14 protein-coding genes are annotated in these 13,073 nt (G+C 68.8%); 6 read left to right on the top strand and 8 right to left on the bottom strand.

Going from position 1 to position 13,073, the window contains the following annotated elements; all coding sequences use genetic code 11:
* Positions 1–4: 4 nt before the first annotated feature.
* The gene (locus AC1DMS_RS12995) at positions 5–418 is read right to left on the bottom strand and encodes a DUF1294 domain-containing protein (RefSeq protein WP_478181107.1); all 414 of its coding nucleotides are present in this window, start codon (positions 416–418) and stop codon (positions 5–7) included.
* An 81-nt stretch (positions 419–499) separates the two neighbouring features.
* On the opposite strand from AC1DMS_RS12995, the gene AC1DMS_RS12990 reads away from it, so the two are divergent.
* Together AC1DMS_RS12990 and AC1DMS_RS12985 are read left to right on the top strand one after the other, a co-directional pair.
* On the top strand, positions 500–1,438 hold the full coding sequence (locus AC1DMS_RS12990) for a hypothetical protein (protein ID WP_167313225.1): 939 nt from the start codon (positions 500–502) through the stop codon (positions 1,436–1,438).
* A 103-nt stretch (positions 1,439–1,541) separates the two neighbouring features.
* The gene (locus tag AC1DMS_RS12985; RefSeq protein WP_478181106.1) at positions 1,542–3,662 is read left to right on the top strand and encodes an esterase-like activity of phytase family protein; all 2,121 of its coding nucleotides are present in this window, start codon (positions 1,542–1,544) and stop codon (positions 3,660–3,662) included.
* 21 nt (positions 3,663–3,683) lie between these two features.
* Here AC1DMS_RS12985 and AC1DMS_RS12980 read toward each other — a convergent pair whose 3' ends face one another.
* Positions 3,684–4,562, bottom strand: a complete 879-nt coding sequence (locus AC1DMS_RS12980) for a CoA transferase (protein WP_012747348.1) — start codon at positions 4,560–4,562, stop codon at positions 3,684–3,686.
* Positions 4,563–4,709: 147 nt separating this feature from the next.
* Between AC1DMS_RS12980 and AC1DMS_RS12975 the strand changes: the two genes are divergently transcribed.
* Entirely contained in the window at positions 4,710–5,612 is a 903-nt protein-coding gene (locus tag AC1DMS_RS12975) for an SDR family oxidoreductase (protein ID WP_012747349.1), read from the top strand.
* Between the two features lie 41 nt (positions 5,613–5,653).
* Complete coding sequence (locus tag AC1DMS_RS12970) at positions 5,654–6,262, top strand: glutathione S-transferase (RefSeq protein WP_012747350.1); 609 nt, start codon at positions 5,654–5,656, stop codon at positions 6,260–6,262.
* A 5-nt stretch (positions 6,263–6,267) separates the two neighbouring features.
* Here AC1DMS_RS12970 and AC1DMS_RS12965 read toward each other — a convergent pair whose 3' ends face one another.
* Both AC1DMS_RS12965 and AC1DMS_RS12960 read right to left on the bottom strand, forming a co-directional pair.
* The gene (locus tag AC1DMS_RS12965; protein WP_012747351.1) at positions 6,268–6,657 is read right to left on the bottom strand and encodes a DUF488 domain-containing protein; all 390 of its coding nucleotides are present in this window, start codon (positions 6,655–6,657) and stop codon (positions 6,268–6,270) included.
* A 30-nt stretch (positions 6,658–6,687) separates the two neighbouring features.
* Positions 6,688–8,547 carry a PhoX family protein gene (locus AC1DMS_RS12960; protein WP_012747352.1) on the bottom strand — a complete coding sequence of 620 codons (1,860 nt, stop codon included), beginning with the start codon at positions 8,545–8,547 and terminating at the stop codon, positions 6,688–6,690.
* A 92-nt stretch (positions 8,548–8,639) separates the two neighbouring features.
* Between AC1DMS_RS12960 and AC1DMS_RS12955 the strand changes: the two genes are divergently transcribed.
* Both AC1DMS_RS12955 and AC1DMS_RS12950 read left to right on the top strand, forming a co-directional pair.
* A complete protein-coding gene (locus AC1DMS_RS12955; RefSeq protein WP_012747353.1) occupies positions 8,640–9,467 on the top strand; it encodes a crotonase/enoyl-CoA hydratase family protein in 828 nt (275 codons plus the stop codon).
* Between the two features lie 257 nt (positions 9,468–9,724).
* A complete protein-coding gene (locus AC1DMS_RS12950; protein WP_012747354.1) occupies positions 9,725–10,036 on the top strand; it encodes a hypothetical protein in 312 nt (103 codons plus the stop codon).
* Between the two features lie 30 nt (positions 10,037–10,066).
* Here the strand turns inward: AC1DMS_RS12950 and AC1DMS_RS12945 are convergent, their stop codons facing one another.
* The 4 genes from AC1DMS_RS12945 to AC1DMS_RS12930 all read right to left on the bottom strand — a co-directional run bounded on the left by AC1DMS_RS12945 (position 10,067) and on the right by AC1DMS_RS12930 (position 12,350).
* Positions 10,067–11,212, bottom strand: coding sequence for a DSD1 family PLP-dependent enzyme (locus AC1DMS_RS12945; protein WP_012747355.1), 1,146 nt, complete (start codon positions 11,210–11,212; stop codon positions 10,067–10,069).
* An 86-nt stretch (positions 11,213–11,298) separates the two neighbouring features.
* Complete coding sequence (locus AC1DMS_RS12940; RefSeq protein ID WP_436299909.1) at positions 11,299–11,595, bottom strand: hypothetical protein; 297 nt, start codon at positions 11,593–11,595, stop codon at positions 11,299–11,301.
* A gap of 107 nt (positions 11,596–11,702) precedes the next feature.
* The gene (locus AC1DMS_RS12935) at positions 11,703–11,981 is read right to left on the bottom strand and encodes a hypothetical protein (protein ID WP_012747357.1); all 279 of its coding nucleotides are present in this window, start codon (positions 11,979–11,981) and stop codon (positions 11,703–11,705) included.
* A 165-nt stretch (positions 11,982–12,146) separates the two neighbouring features.
* The gene (locus tag AC1DMS_RS12930; protein ID WP_012747358.1) at positions 12,147–12,350 is read right to left on the bottom strand and encodes a hypothetical protein; all 204 of its coding nucleotides are present in this window, start codon (positions 12,348–12,350) and stop codon (positions 12,147–12,149) included.
* Positions 12,351–13,073: the final 723 nt, after the last annotated feature.

Here is a 13,073-nt window from a genome sequence, read left to right as displayed (position 1 = left end):
TTGTTCAGCCCGCGAGCAGGCTCGCGGGCAGCAGCTTGCCGACCCAGGCTGCCACGGCGGCCATATTCAGCAGCACGGTGGCCCAGTACACCGCCATGAAGCTCGCCTTGCGCGACTTGTGGCGAAAGAGCCGCTGCGCGCACCACGCGCCCGGCCATCCGCCCGCCAGCGACAGCAGGTGCAGCGTGCTTTCCGCCGTGCGCCAGCGGCCGGCCTGCGCGGCGCTCTTGTCGAAGCCGTAGACGGCGAAGGTCAACAGGCTGATCAACAACAGCACGCCCAGCGCAATGGGCGGCAGGCGCGTGGTCCACACCCCATCCCCGAGCAGCCCCGCATAGCCGAGGAGCAGCACGCCGATGGGCAGGATCGACGAGGAAGACGGGGCCACCGGCTCGCGGCGCCGCCCTTGGCGCTTCATGGCGTGCGGGAAGAAGGAGGACACATGGCCGCGATTCTCCCTTGCCGGGGCGGCGGCCGTCTCTTGTGTATGGTGTGGTCCATGAGCAGTCCGTTCCACTTGCCGGCTCCATGGTTGCGCGCACTGGCGGGCGCCGTCCTGCTCGCGTTTTCCGCGCATGCCCCGGCGGCGTCGCCCGACACCTCGCCCGCACCAGCCTCGGCCTCGGCCTCGGCCTCGGCCGCGGCGCAGGCACTGCGCGCCACGCACCAGCGCATGGGTGCAAAACTCGCGCAGAGCGGTTTCGGGCGGCCCATCCAGCTCGATTCGATGGAGACGCCGAACGGGCTGCAGGGCGACATCTACGCGGTGGTGGATCACCCGCTGCCGGAGATCAGCGCGGCGCTCAAGGAGTCCGCCCGCTGGTGCGAGCTGCTCATGCTGCATGTCAACAACCGCCGCTGCCGCACCGGCACGTCGCCGCAGGGCGGCGAGATGCTGACGCTGTTCGTGGTGCGGCGCTACGACAAGCCGGTCGAGCAGGCGTTCCAGCTGCCCTTTGCCTATCGCGTGGCCAGCGCGACGCCGGAGTACCTGTCGGTCGAGATGAACGCGGCCAACGGGCCGCTCGGAACCAGCAACTACCGCGTCATGCTCGAGGCGGTGGCACTCGACGGGCAGAAGAGCTTCCTGCATTTCGGCTACAGCTACGACCACAACATGATGGTTCGCATGGCCACCGAGGCGTACCTGGCCACCTTCGGCCGCAACAAGGTGGGCTTCACGGTGGTGGGCAAGGAGGCCGACGGGCAGCCCGACTACATCCGCGGCACGCGCGGGCTGGTGGAGCGCAATGCGATGCGCTACTTCCTCACGCTCGACTCCTATCTCTCTTCGGGAGCCGGAGCACCGGCCGAGCGGCGGGAACGTTCCTGGTTCGCCGCGGCCGAGCAGTATCCGCGGCAACTGCACGAGGTCGACCTGGACACCTATCTCGCGATCAAGCGCGAGGACCGGCAGCGCGACGGCGCCGGCCGCTGAGCACGCGCATCCCCGGCTTCCTGCTTTCACTGGCTTGTCACATGCCGCGGCGCTAATCGCCGGGGCCTGTGCCTGTTGCGCAGGCGCAAAACAAGGACAAGCGATGGCGAAGAAGGCAGGAGGATCGAGGATGGGCTGGCTGGCGCTCGCAGGTGCCGCCGGTGCGCTGGTGGCTGCCTGCGGTGGCGGCAGCGGCGGCGGAGGAGGAGGGTGGGCATTTCCCGTGACGGGCGGTGGTGGTGGGAGCGGCACCACCAACCCGCCGGCCGCGCAATCGAAGACCGGCGCCTTCCTCGACGCGGCGGTCGAGGGCCTCGACTACACCACAGGCGGCGCCGCCGCGGCCAGCACCAACGCGAATGGCGAATTCAGCTGCAAGGATGGCGAGACCGTGGCCTTCAGCGCCGGCGCGCTCGCGCTCGGCAGCGCGGCCTGCGGAGACGCGGTCACGCCGCTGACCCTGGCCGGCGGCACTGACGTGAAGGCCGATGCGGTCGTCAATCGCCTGCTGGCATTGCAGAGCTTCGACGAGGACCGCGATCCCTCGAACGGCATCCGGCTGACGCCTGCGCTCAAGGCCGGACTGACGGCAGGCGCGCTCGATTTCAGTGCCTCGGCCGAGGCCTTCAACACTGCGCTCAATGCCGTGCTCGCCGCGCTGCCCGCGCCGTACGCCACGCGCACGGTCGACGCCGCCCGCCGCATGCTGGCGCGCGAGCACTTCGAAAACACCCTGGCCTCGCGCCTGGCCGCGCCCGTGACCGAAGCCGCCACGCAGGCCAACCAGCTCGGCGCCATCGGCATCGGCGTGACGCGCTACCAGCTGCAGGCCGACGCCCGTTTCAACGTGCCCTATGAAGGCGACAACGCCAGCATCAAGGCCGATTTTCCCCAGGGCTTCCTGCCGGCCTACGGCTCGGGGCTCGCGTTCAAGGGCAAGGCGGACGACGGCGCGCTCGAGTTCTATGCCATCACCGACCGCGGCCCGAACGGCGACGGCCCGACCGCGCCCGTGCCCGGCGGCAATGGCGCCACCAGCATCAGCAAGGTGTTCCCGGCGCCGTCGTTCGCGCCGAGCTTCGGCATCGTGCGCGTCGGCAAGACGGGCGCCGTGCTCGCCTCGAGCCTGCCGCTCAAGCTCGATGCCGGCAGGAAGATCAGCGGCCTGCCGCCGCAATCGGGCGTGGGTTCGACCGGCGAGACGCCGCTGACCGACCGCTACGTGTTCGACGCCGCCAAGGCCAACTTCGATGCCAACGGCCTCGACCCCGAGACGCTGGTGCTCGACAAGGCGCGCAACGTGCTGTGGACCAGCGACGAATACGGCCCCTTCATCGCGCGCATCAACATGGCGACCGGTGTGATCGAGAAGAAATACGCACCGGGCAGCGGCGCCGCCGACCTGCCGCTGGTGCTGTCGCAGCGCCGCCCCAACCGCGGCATGGAAGGTTTGACGCTCGATGCTGCGAGCGGCGTGCTGCACGGCTTCCTGCAGAGCCCGATCGATCCGCGCGATGGCAGCGGCAAGTCGATCAAGGCCAGGCCGCCGGGCGGCAGCAACACCGACGTGCGCCACATCGCGAAGTTCACGCGCTGGCTCGCCTTCGACCCGGCCACCGAAACCTCGAAGCTCTACGCCTACCCGATCGACGGCAGCCAGTACGACAAGGACCGCACCGGCAACGCCAAGCTCGGCGACGTGGTGAGCCTGGGCAACGGCCGCTTCATCGTGATCGAGCAGGGCGCGCGCAAGGGCGACGGCAAGGTGGCCAACAAGCTGATGCTGGTGGAGCTGCCGGCCAACGCGACGGACATCAAGGCCTTCGACCACAACCTGGAGATCAGCAGCATCACGCAGGCGCCCTCGGGCACCGCCGACTATTCGAGCGTGGTGACGATGCGCAAGACCGAGCTGCTCGACCTGAACGCGCTGGGCTGGCTGGCCGAGAAGGCGGAGGGCCTGACGATCGTGGACGACCAGACCCTGGCGCTGGTGAACGACAACGACTTCGGCCTGGGTACCGTGCTGCTCGATGCCGGTGGCAAGACCCTGGCCGGCAGCGTCGAGGACTGCACGGCCGACGCCGGTGGCGTGCTCAGCGGCTGCCCCGCGGGCGCCACCGGCGCGCGCATCACGCGCGGCTCCGACCTGGAGCGGCCGACGCGCATCTGGCTCATCAAGCTCGACCGCAAGCTCGGCGAGCTGCGCCTGCCGGCGTCCTGAGGACGCACGCAGGCCGCGCCGTCAGTTGGCCAGCGTGAGCAGCGGCACGTCGCGCTCGCGGCCCATGGCGTCGAGCTCGGCGCGCGTGCGCGTTGCGAGCCAGGCGGCCAGCGCCGCGTGCGTGGCCGGCGCCATCATGTCGGGCGGCGACACGCCCGCGGCCTCGCAGAGCCGGGCCGCGAAGTGCGGCTCCAGCGCCGCCACCGCCACGCGGCCGTCGGCGCAAGGGTAGACGCGGTAGCCCGCATGCGCGCCGCCGACCGTGCCCGTGGGCTGCGTGAGGCCCCAGGTGCGCGGCAGCGCCAGCCAGTCGGCCGAGGCATTGAGCGCCACCTCGAGGTACAGCCCGTTCGCGCCGGCCGCGGACCGCGCATGCAGGGTGGCTTGCAGCACGGCTTCGCTCGCGAGCAGCGCGCCGCCCATGTCGGCAAAGAGCGTGGGCGGCAGCTCGGTGCCGGTGACGAGGCCGCTTTCGGCGAGGTAGGTCAGGTCGTGGCCCGGTTCCTCGGCGCGTGCACCGGGCGCACCGACGATCGCCACTTGCGACAGCCGCGGATGCCGCTCCTGCAGCACGGCCCGGTCGAGGCCGAGCTTGGCCAGCGCAGAAGGGCGGAACGAGGTCAGCAGCACGTCGGTCTGCGCGAGTTCCGCATGCAGCTGCTGCTGCCCGGCCTCGGACTTGAGGTCGGCGGTGCGGACCGCGATGCCTTCGTGCAGCGCGGCATAGGCAGGCTTGTTGTAGTGCCCCATCGGGTCGCCCGCGGGCGGCTCGAACTTCACGCATGCGGCGCCCATGGCCCGGCAGCGCAGCAGCGCCGCGGGGCCCGGAAGGTTGAGCGCAAGGCTCAGCACGCGCACGCCTGCAAGCGGCTGGAAGAGGGAGGCTGTGGAAGTTGGCATGGGCGGATTCCAGGGAACAGGTCGGCTGCCATTCTCACCCGGTGCCGGGAGCCGGTTTTCGCAAGCCGCGGCACCGGCAGCGCGCGTAGCATGTGCGATGGCGGCGCTCCCTGCCTTGCCGCTGCCGCAACGACCAAGGAGACCACCATGTTCCAACCTTCCCTCATGAGCGGCCAGCGCATTCTCGTGACCGGCGGCGGCACCGGCCTGGGCCGGGCCATGGCCGAGCGCTTCCTGGGCCTGGGCGCCGATGTGGCCATCTGCGGCCGGCGCCAGTCGGTCTGCGAGGAAACCGCGGCCGCGTGGCGCCAGCAGTTTCCGGGGCGCCGCATCGACACCTTTGGCGTGGACATCCGCGTGGCGCAGAGCGTCGACGAGATGGTCGAGAGCCTGTTCCAGGGCGGCGGGCTCACAGGGCTCGTCAACAATGCCGCCGGCAACTTCGTCGCGCCGACCGAGAGCCTCTCGCCGCGCGCCTTCGACGCCATTGCGAACATCGTCTTCCATGGCAGCTTCTACGTCACGCAGGCCGTGGGCAAGCGCTGGGTGGCGGAAGCGAAGGCCGGCAAGTGGCAGCAGGGCGACGCGATGCGCAGCGTGATGAGCATCATCGTCACCTGGGTCGACAACGGCAGCCCCTACGTGGTGCCATCGGCCATGAGCAAGGCCGGCATCGAGGTCATGACCAAGTCGCTCGCGGTGGAGTGGGCGCGCCATGGCATTCGCCTGAACGCCGTCGGGCCGGGCGAGATTCCGACCGAGGGCATGAGCAAGCGCCTCAATCCCGGCGAGGAGCCCGGCGCGCGCAGCAAGAAGACCAACCCGATGGCGCGCACCGGCCGCATGAGCGAGCTGCAGAACCTTGCGGCCTTTCTCATGGCGCCGGGCCAGTGCGACTGGCTCACCGGCCAGAGCATCATGATGGACGGCGGCAACGCGCTGGCCACGGGCGGCAACTTCTACGAGCTGCGGCAGTGGAGCGACGACGACTGGCAGGCCGCGCGCGAACGCATCGAGGCGCAGAACCAGAAGGACAAGGCGCAGCGCTGACAGGCGTTATCGTTGCGCCTCATCCCTCAGGAAAAATCAAGATGCAACTCATCGGCATGCTCGACTCCCCCTACGTGCGCCGCGCGGCCATTTCGCTGCGCCTGCTGGGGCTTGCGTTCGAACACCGGTCGGTCTCGGTCTTCAGCACCTTCGAACAGTTCCAGGCGATCAATCCCGTGGTCAAGGCGCCGACGCTGGTGTGCGACGACGGCACGCCGCTGATGGATTCCACGCTGATCATCGACCACGCGGAAAGCATCGCGGGCCGCAGCCTCATGCCGGCCGGCGGTGCCGAGCGGCTGCATGCGCTGCGGGTGCTGGGGCTCGCGCTCGCGGCCTGCGAGAAGACGGTGCAGATCGTCTACGAGCGCAAGCTGCGCCCGCCCGAGAAGCAGCATGCGCCGTGGGTCGACCGGGTGCGGGGCCAGCTGGCCGCTGCCTATGCAGGGCTCGAGGCCGAGATTTCCAGGCTGCCGCCGGTGGCCGATGAAGCCGCCCTTGGGCAGGCGGGCCTGACCAGCGCCGTGGCATGGGGCTTCACGCAAATGATGCTTCCCGAACTGGTCGCGCCGGCCGACTGCCCGTCGCTCGCGGCCTTTGCCGCCGCTGCGGAAAGGCTGCCGGCCTTCGTGGCCCTGCCGCCGGCCTGAACGGATCAGTTCGCGATGTCCGCCCCGCGCTCGGCCAGCAGGCCGCGCAATAGCGAGCGGTGGCAGCGCGACTCGTCCTCGCAGTAGCAGCCGACCGAAAACGCCGCGCTGTGCGACAGGGCGGCCAGCAGGTCGATGCTGCGGCTCGCATCGGCCTCGGCCATCTCGGACTTGTACTTGCGCATGAAGGCGTTCCACTGCGCGGGGGTTTCCGCCTCCTGGCCCAGCTTCATGGTCTCCGCGGAAGGCGCGAGGTTCGGATACCACACGTCATACCAGTCCTGCGATGCGAACTCGGTCTTCGGAACGCCGCGCGGCGGGCGGCGGACGGTGCCGATGCGCAGGCCCTCTCCGGCCGTGCGCGGCGTGCCCAGGCGAACGATGCGGATGCTCATGCAAGGTCTCCTTTGTGTGCTTCCTTGGCTTCAGGTGCCGACGATAGCGCCATCGCGCCGGCGGATCGCCAGCGTGGCCGATCGCGGCCGCGCGCTGCCGGGTACGGTGCCATCGGGCCAGGCGCTATTGGGCGTGGCGCTGCCGTCGTCGCGCGATTCGCCCGGGTGCTGGATGTTGACGAACAGCGTGCGCCGGTCCGGCGTCACCACGCAGCCCGTGACCTCGCTGCCGCTGGGTGCCGTGAGAAAGCGCTTGATGCGGCCCGTGGCCGGATCGGCGCACAGCATCTGGTTGTTGCCGAGCGAGGCATAGGGCGGCTTGCCGATGAGCTGGCCGCTCATGTCGGTCTGGATCCAGAGCAGGCCGCCGCCGTCGAAATGCAGGCCGTCGGGGTTGCCGAAGACGTCGGCATCGTCCGACGGATAGTGCGCGCCGCTGCCCGCCTGCGCGGGATCGCCGGCCAGCGCGAAGTGGTCCCAGCCGAAGCCCGCGCTGGCGGCGTCGCCGCCGTCCTCGCGCCAGCGCAGGATGCCGCCGAAGAGATTGCCGGCACGCGGGTTGGCCGCATCGGGCGCGGGCTTGCCCGGCTCGCCGCGCTGGCTGTTGTTGGTGAGCGTGACGTACACCTCGCCGCTCTGCGGATGCACCGCGATCCATTCGGGACGGTCCATCCTGGTGGCGCCCACCGCATCGGCGGCCAGCCTGGCGTGGATCAGCACCTCGGCCTGGTCGGCAAAGCCGCTGTCCGCGTCGAGGCCGTTGCGGCCGTGCACGAGCTCGAGCCACTGGCCGCGGCCGTCGGCATCGAAGCGTGCGGCGTAGAGCGTGCCTTCGTCGAGCAGGCGGCTGTTGGCGGAGGCGCGGGCGCCGTCGCCGGCCATCGAGACCTTGCCGTGGCTCACGAACTTGTAGATGTATTCGAACCTGGCGTCGTCGCCCATGTAGACGACCACGCGCCCGTCCTTGGCAAGCGTGCAGGTCGCGCTTTCCTGGCGCTTGCGCCCGAGCGCGGTGCGCTTGACCGGCTTGGCCGCGGGGTCGAAGGGATCGATTTCCACCACCCAGCCGAAGCGGTGGGGCTCGTTCGGATGCCGGCTCATGTCGAAGCGCTCCTCGAAGCGCCAGTACTCCACCCATTGCGAGCCCGGCACCGTGCCGTAGCGGCGCTGTGCGGGCGTGGCGTCCTTCGCTGCTTCCTTCGGGCCGCCGAAGTAGCCGTGGAAGTTTTCCTCGCAGGTCAGGTAGGTGCCCCAGGGCGTGACGCCCATCGCGCAGTTGGCGAAGGTGCCGAGCACTTCGTCGCCGGCCGGATTGGCGGCGGTGCGCATCGGCACCGCGCCCGCGGCGGGGCCTGCGATGCGCATGGGCGTCTGCCCGTGCACGCGCCGTGCGTAGGGCGAGGGCCGCACCTGGCGCCAGCCGCCCCGCGTGAGGCGGATCTCGATGACCGAGACGCCCATCGCATGCAGCGACTTGCGCACCCTCTCGGCGGTCCATTCCTTGCCGCCGCCCGCATGGAGCAGTTGCTCGTCGGTGTATTCGTGGTTCATCACGAGCAGGCCGCGGTCCGGCGACGCGAGCGTAAAGAAGTGCATGCCGTCGTGGTGCATGCCGGCCTGCAGCGCCTGGTCGGCGGCGCTGTTGCTGCCGTCGGGCGCGAAGGCCGGCATCGGCTGCCCGGCGATGCCGGTGGGCGTACCCCAGGGATAGAGCAGCTGCCATTCGTATTCGGGCGGCACCACTACCGCATCGCGCAGCGACGCCGGCACCGCGGTGAAGCCGAGCATGGGCCGGCCCGGGCCGGCGGGTGCGCTGGCGCCCTGGGAATGGAGCAGCGCCACCACGGCGGCGGCACCCGATTGCAGAAAGATCCGGCGGTCCAGGGGCATGGGTCCAGGGGTGTTGGGTAGGCGACAGGCGCCATCATCGCCGAGCGCACGTGCCGGGCGATACTGGCGCAGGAACCGAAGGAGACATTGCCATGGCCGAGCGAATCGAATGGACCCGCCACCCCGACGGCGTGGTGCAACTGCTGCTTGCACGCGCGGACAAGATGAACGCGCTCGATCCCGCGATGTTCGACGCGCTGATCGAAGCGGGCGAGGCCCTGCGCGGCGACGCCGCGGTGCGCGCGGTGGTCATCTCGGGCCAGGGCAAGGCGTTTTGCGCGGGCCTGGACATGGCCTCCTTCGAGCGCATGGGGCAGGGCGCCGCCAGCGCGGTGCTGGGTGCGGCCGCGGGCGGCACTGACCTGTCCGCACGCACGCACGGCATTTCGAATGCAGCCCAGTACGTGGCCATGGCCTGGCGCGAGGTGCCGGTGCCCGTGATTGCCGCGGTGCACGGTGTGGCTTTCGGCGGCGGCCTCCAGGTGGCGCTGGGGGCCGACATCCGCATCGTGGCGCCCGACACCAGGTTGTCGGTGATGGAAATCAAGTGGGGCCTGGTGCCCGACATGGGCGGCATGGTGCTGATGCGCGAGCTTGCCCGCAGCGACATCGTGCGCGAGCTCACCTTCACGGGCCGCATCTTCTCGGGCGAGGAAGCACTGCAGCTCGGCTTTGCCACGCGGCTGGCGGCCGATCCGCTGGCAGAGGCGCTTCAGATGGCGCACGGCATCGCGGGCAAGAGCCCCGACGCCATCCGAGCGGGCAAGCGCCTGCTCAATGCGGCACTGTCGCACAGCGCGGCCGACCTGCTGATCGCCGAATCGGTGGAGCAGCAGGCCTTGATCGGAAGCGCGAACCAGAAGGAGGCCGTGCAAGCCAACATCGAACGGCGTCCGCCGCGGTTCGGCTCGTCGGCCTGAGCCGCCCCAAAGAGGACCCCCAAAGGCCGGATTCCGGCCTCTTTTTTTGCCTTTTTGGTGCAGAAAGCGGGCAAACCGTCACATCCGGCTGGCGATATGTAAGAATTAAGTATCCTTGTAGGGTGTGCGATCTTCGCCACAAAGCTTCAATTTGTGTGAGGAAGATCACGTCTCGCAAAGGAAAAAGGGCCGGGAAAGGTGGATGTCTTGGTCACATTCCCTAACAATTAATCCTTTTGATTGCGACGGCGCTCTGCATGTCGACCACTTTTTTCTGCAACCTCAGCTTGCCCGTGCTGGTGGGCGAGGATCGCTACAGGTACTTGCCCGTCGTCGCGGTCTTCCGCAGCATCCCGTTCGACCAGGTGGACGAGTGGGTGATGCATCCCGACGGCCAGCCGCGCAGCGACCGCGAATTGGCAGCGGAAGTGCTCGTGGAAATCCGCGAGCCGGCTGGCGGCAGCGTACGCAGTGCGCTGCACTCCTTCGAGGTGGCCGATGTCCTCCAGCTGGACCGTGCGGCCGCCATCGTCGTATCGACCTTCCTTGCAGCCCTGCCGCGCGCCTGACGAGGGCGACAGCCCCGATGCGGGGCTTCTTCAGTGCCTGCCGCGCGCGTCCACCGGCCAGATGGCGACCAGCGTGTCGCCGTCGACCACGTGGTAGGCGTCGTGCAGGTTGACGGTCGGGTCGCAATGCGGCGTGATGAACTCCACCCGGTCGCCGAGCGCGGGCCGCTGCCCGGCGCAAAACAGCTTGCCGTGCTCGTCGCCGAAGAAGGCGTAGCGGCTCGCCGGATCGGCCCCGCGCGCCACCAGCGGCACGCCGCAGTCGGTCGCAAAGCACTTGGTGCCGCCGTCCACCGTGACCCATTCCGCCGCATTGGTGCTCACCACCGCCGTCTGCACGAACAGCGACACCTCGAAGGGTGAAGGCTGCCCGGGGCTGGCTTGCAGCACCTGCGCATATTCCGCATCCATGAACACATAGGAGCCGGCCTGCAGTTCGGTGAAGGCGTCGCGCTGTGCATCGAGGTCGTGCGTGCCGGTGCCCGCACCCGTGACGATCTCGAAGTGAATGCCGTTGCGCTCGGCCTCCGCGACGATGCGCGCGATGGTCTCGCGCAGGCTGGCCGCGGCGGCGCTGCGCTGCTCGCGGTCGACGATGTGCTGCAGGTTGCCGGCATAGGCCTGCAGCCCGCGCAGCTTCAGGCGCGGCTCGGCTGCGATGCGGCGTGCAAGCTCGAGCACCTGCGCTTCGCTGGCCGCGCCCGTGCGGTTGTAGCCGGCGCCGTAGTCGACCAGCACCTCGAGCGGATGCGGCAGGCCGAGCGTGGCGGCGGCCAGGTCCGCGGCATTGCGCGGGTCGTCCACCACCACCATCATTCCGCCGGGGCCTGCCAGCCTGGCAAGCTTGACCACGCGCGCGATCTTGCTCGGCGTGACGGCCGGGGAGGTGATCAGCACGTCCGGAATGCCGGCCTTGACCATGACCTCGGCCTCACCCAGCGTGACGCAGCTCACGCCGATGGCGCCCGCGGCCACCTGGCGGCGCGCGATCTCCACCGACTTGTGCGTCTTCACGTGCGGCCGCAGCCCGACGCCGCGCGCCTTGGCAAAGGCGGCCATGCGCTCGATGTTGCGCGTCAGCGCGCCAAGGTCGAGCAGCAGCGCCGGCGTGTCGAGCGACTGCCGGCCGCCGGCAATTCCGATCAGCGGTTGGTTGACTTGCGAATCAGGAAGCATGGAAAACCTTCGGAGTGCGGGGCGCGCATCGGCGCGATGAACGAATGGCGAAATGATCGCACCGAAAGGCTTGCGGCGATGCGTCGTCAGTCGTCCTGCGCCGGCAGCCGGTGCGCCGGGCGCCGCAGCGCCAGCCACCAGAAGAACCCCGCGTTGACGGCCCAGCCTCCGGCCAGCAGGAGCAGCGCGGTCTGCGCCACGCCCGGCGCAAGATAGAGCGTCAGCAGGGCGAGCGACCAGGGCAAGGCCCCCGCGATAGCCGCCAGCATGGCCGTCTCACTGTCCGGAAAGGCCGCGCTCGAAACAACGCACACCAAGCCCGCGGCCGTATAGGCGAGCGCGCCGGCGCGCCACCAGGAAGGAAAGATCGGTCGGGTGTCCATGGTGTGCATGGTGCAACGATTGCAGAGGGCCGTGGCATGCCGCGACAGCCGCTCGCGCGAAGCGATGTAAGCCTTCATGCGATGGCGGGCGAGCCGTCGGAGAGAGATCAACCGGCCGGGTTGTGCCGGCAGGGAAGCGCGAAGGCGACCGAAGGCAGGTCGGGACGCGGCCCCTCGCCCGATCCGAAGTAGCGCGCGGCAGCGCGTCCCAGGTTGGTGACCTCGTGCACCGTTGCAGAGGGCGGTGCCGCGCCTTGCGATGGCGCGAACGCCACCTTGATGTACCCGGCATCGCGCAGGTCCTTGAGCCGGTCTATTTCAGACGGACTGTGAAACCGCGCCGGCAGCTGCGTCATGAGGATCTGCTTGAAAAGCGTATGCGCCACGTTACGGCTCCCGACCTGAAGGTGATGGGGTAACAAGCGCGCGCATTGTTGCGCGCCGGTCCGGTGCGGAAGATACCCCGGCCGATGCAGCCTATCGATTCCACGTTCGGCATAGGCCTTGGCATACGGGTAGCGCAGGGCCGGCCTTCGAAAGCGGTCTTCTTCCTAGCGCGATCTGGATGGACTGGTGCTCTCCTGGGCCGGTGCCGCGGCGCCGCTGGCAGGAACGTTGCCCGGTCCTTTCGATGGATCGGTGATGCCGTAGAAGAAAAGCACCGCCACCACGATGACCGCAATGACGGCCAGCAGGATCCACATCAGGCGGCGGCCGATGTCGCCTTGCTTGCGCTGCTCTTGTTGGGTTGCCATGAACCCAGCCTGAACCTGCAAGGCGCCGGTGCCATGTCGCTTTGGCGCCTCTTGCTGACGGTGGATTTCCTACGTTGGCCCGCCTCAATTGCTGAGCCACAAAGCAAGCAGCGCGAGCAGGTACACGAGAACCAAGAAGCAATTTCCGGGCAGCTGGCTGCGTTCCATGTGCGTTCTCCAGTGAGGTGAACAACCGGCGCCGCTTGTTTGCCTGTCTTGGATCAAAGCGTTTCGCCGTGAAGCCACTGTAGGAATTGCGCCGCACGCGTGCATGAGCGGTACGCACCTTTTTCGGGGAGACAAATGTCCTCGCTGCCGCTGCCCACGACGTGACAGGGCTCGGAGACGGCGAGGTGCTGCATTTCCGGGCGCCATGCCCCAACTCAGCCGTGGCAACGCTTTCCGGCCATGCGCGCGTGTTTGTGCACCGCCTTATCCACCGCAACGGTGGAGAACTCTCCCTCTGCCATGGGTGGATCAGAGGGCGTCAGCGAGAAAAGTTGTACACATTTGGTATTACATATGGGTAATAACTAACTCGCGACGCAAGCGGAGAGAACGATCAAGCTGCTTTCCGTCGCGCAGGACTCCGCTGCCTTCCTTTGCTGGGAGGAATCTCAGCGGTTTGTCGTGGTTGCTCGTGGAGCAGAGAAGTGGCCCCGGAGGGGATCGAATATTTGGCTAGAAACCGCGTGGGCGCTCGCTTCTGGCGGTTCTGGTGGC

The sequence above is a fragment of the Variovorax sp. 05T418 genome (genome assembly GCF_056396385.1).
This window is presented reverse-complemented; position numbering and strand designations above follow the sequence as displayed.

What these genes read in the sequence shown, in the direction of transcription:
- AC1DMS_RS12980 (WP_012747348.1), bottom strand. Translation starts at nt 4,562, where the DNA reads ATGCCAACTTCCACAGCCTCCCTCTTCCAGCCGCTTGCAGGCGTGCGC.
- AC1DMS_RS12950 (WP_012747354.1), top strand. Translation starts at nt 9,725, where the DNA reads ATGTCGACCACTTTTTTCTGCAACCTCAGCTTGCCCGTGCTGGTGGGC.
- AC1DMS_RS12930 (WP_012747358.1), bottom strand. Translation starts at nt 12,350, where the DNA reads ATGGCAACCCAACAAGAGCAGCGCAAGCAAGGCGACATCGGCCGCCGC.
- AC1DMS_RS12955 (WP_012747353.1), top strand. Translation starts at nt 8,640, where the DNA reads ATGGCCGAGCGAATCGAATGGACCCGCCACCCCGACGGCGTGGTGCAA.
- AC1DMS_RS12965 (WP_012747351.1), bottom strand. Translation starts at nt 6,657, where the DNA reads ATGAGCATCCGCATCGTTCGCCTGGGCACGCCGCGCACGGCCGGAGAG.
- AC1DMS_RS12945 (WP_012747355.1), bottom strand. Translation starts at nt 11,212, where the DNA reads ATGCTTCCTGATTCGCAAGTCAACCAACCGCTGATCGGAATTGCCGGC.
- AC1DMS_RS12960 (WP_012747352.1), bottom strand. Translation starts at nt 8,547, where the DNA reads ATGCCCCTGGACCGCCGGATCTTTCTGCAATCGGGTGCCGCCGCCGTG.
- AC1DMS_RS12975 (WP_012747349.1), top strand. Translation starts at nt 4,710, where the DNA reads ATGTTCCAACCTTCCCTCATGAGCGGCCAGCGCATTCTCGTGACCGGC.
- AC1DMS_RS12940 (WP_436299909.1), bottom strand. Translation starts at nt 11,595, where the DNA reads ATGGACACCCGACCGATCTTTCCTTCCTGGTGGCGCGCCGGCGCGCTC.
- AC1DMS_RS12995 (WP_478181107.1), bottom strand. Translation starts at nt 418, where the DNA reads ATGAAGCGCCAAGGGCGGCGCCGCGAGCCGGTGGCCCCGTCTTCCTCG.
- AC1DMS_RS12990 (WP_167313225.1), top strand. Translation starts at nt 500, where the DNA reads ATGAGCAGTCCGTTCCACTTGCCGGCTCCATGGTTGCGCGCACTGGCG.
- AC1DMS_RS12970 (WP_012747350.1), top strand. Translation starts at nt 5,654, where the DNA reads ATGCAACTCATCGGCATGCTCGACTCCCCCTACGTGCGCCGCGCGGCC.
- AC1DMS_RS12985 (WP_478181106.1), top strand. Translation starts at nt 1,542, where the DNA reads ATGGCGAAGAAGGCAGGAGGATCGAGGATGGGCTGGCTGGCGCTCGCA.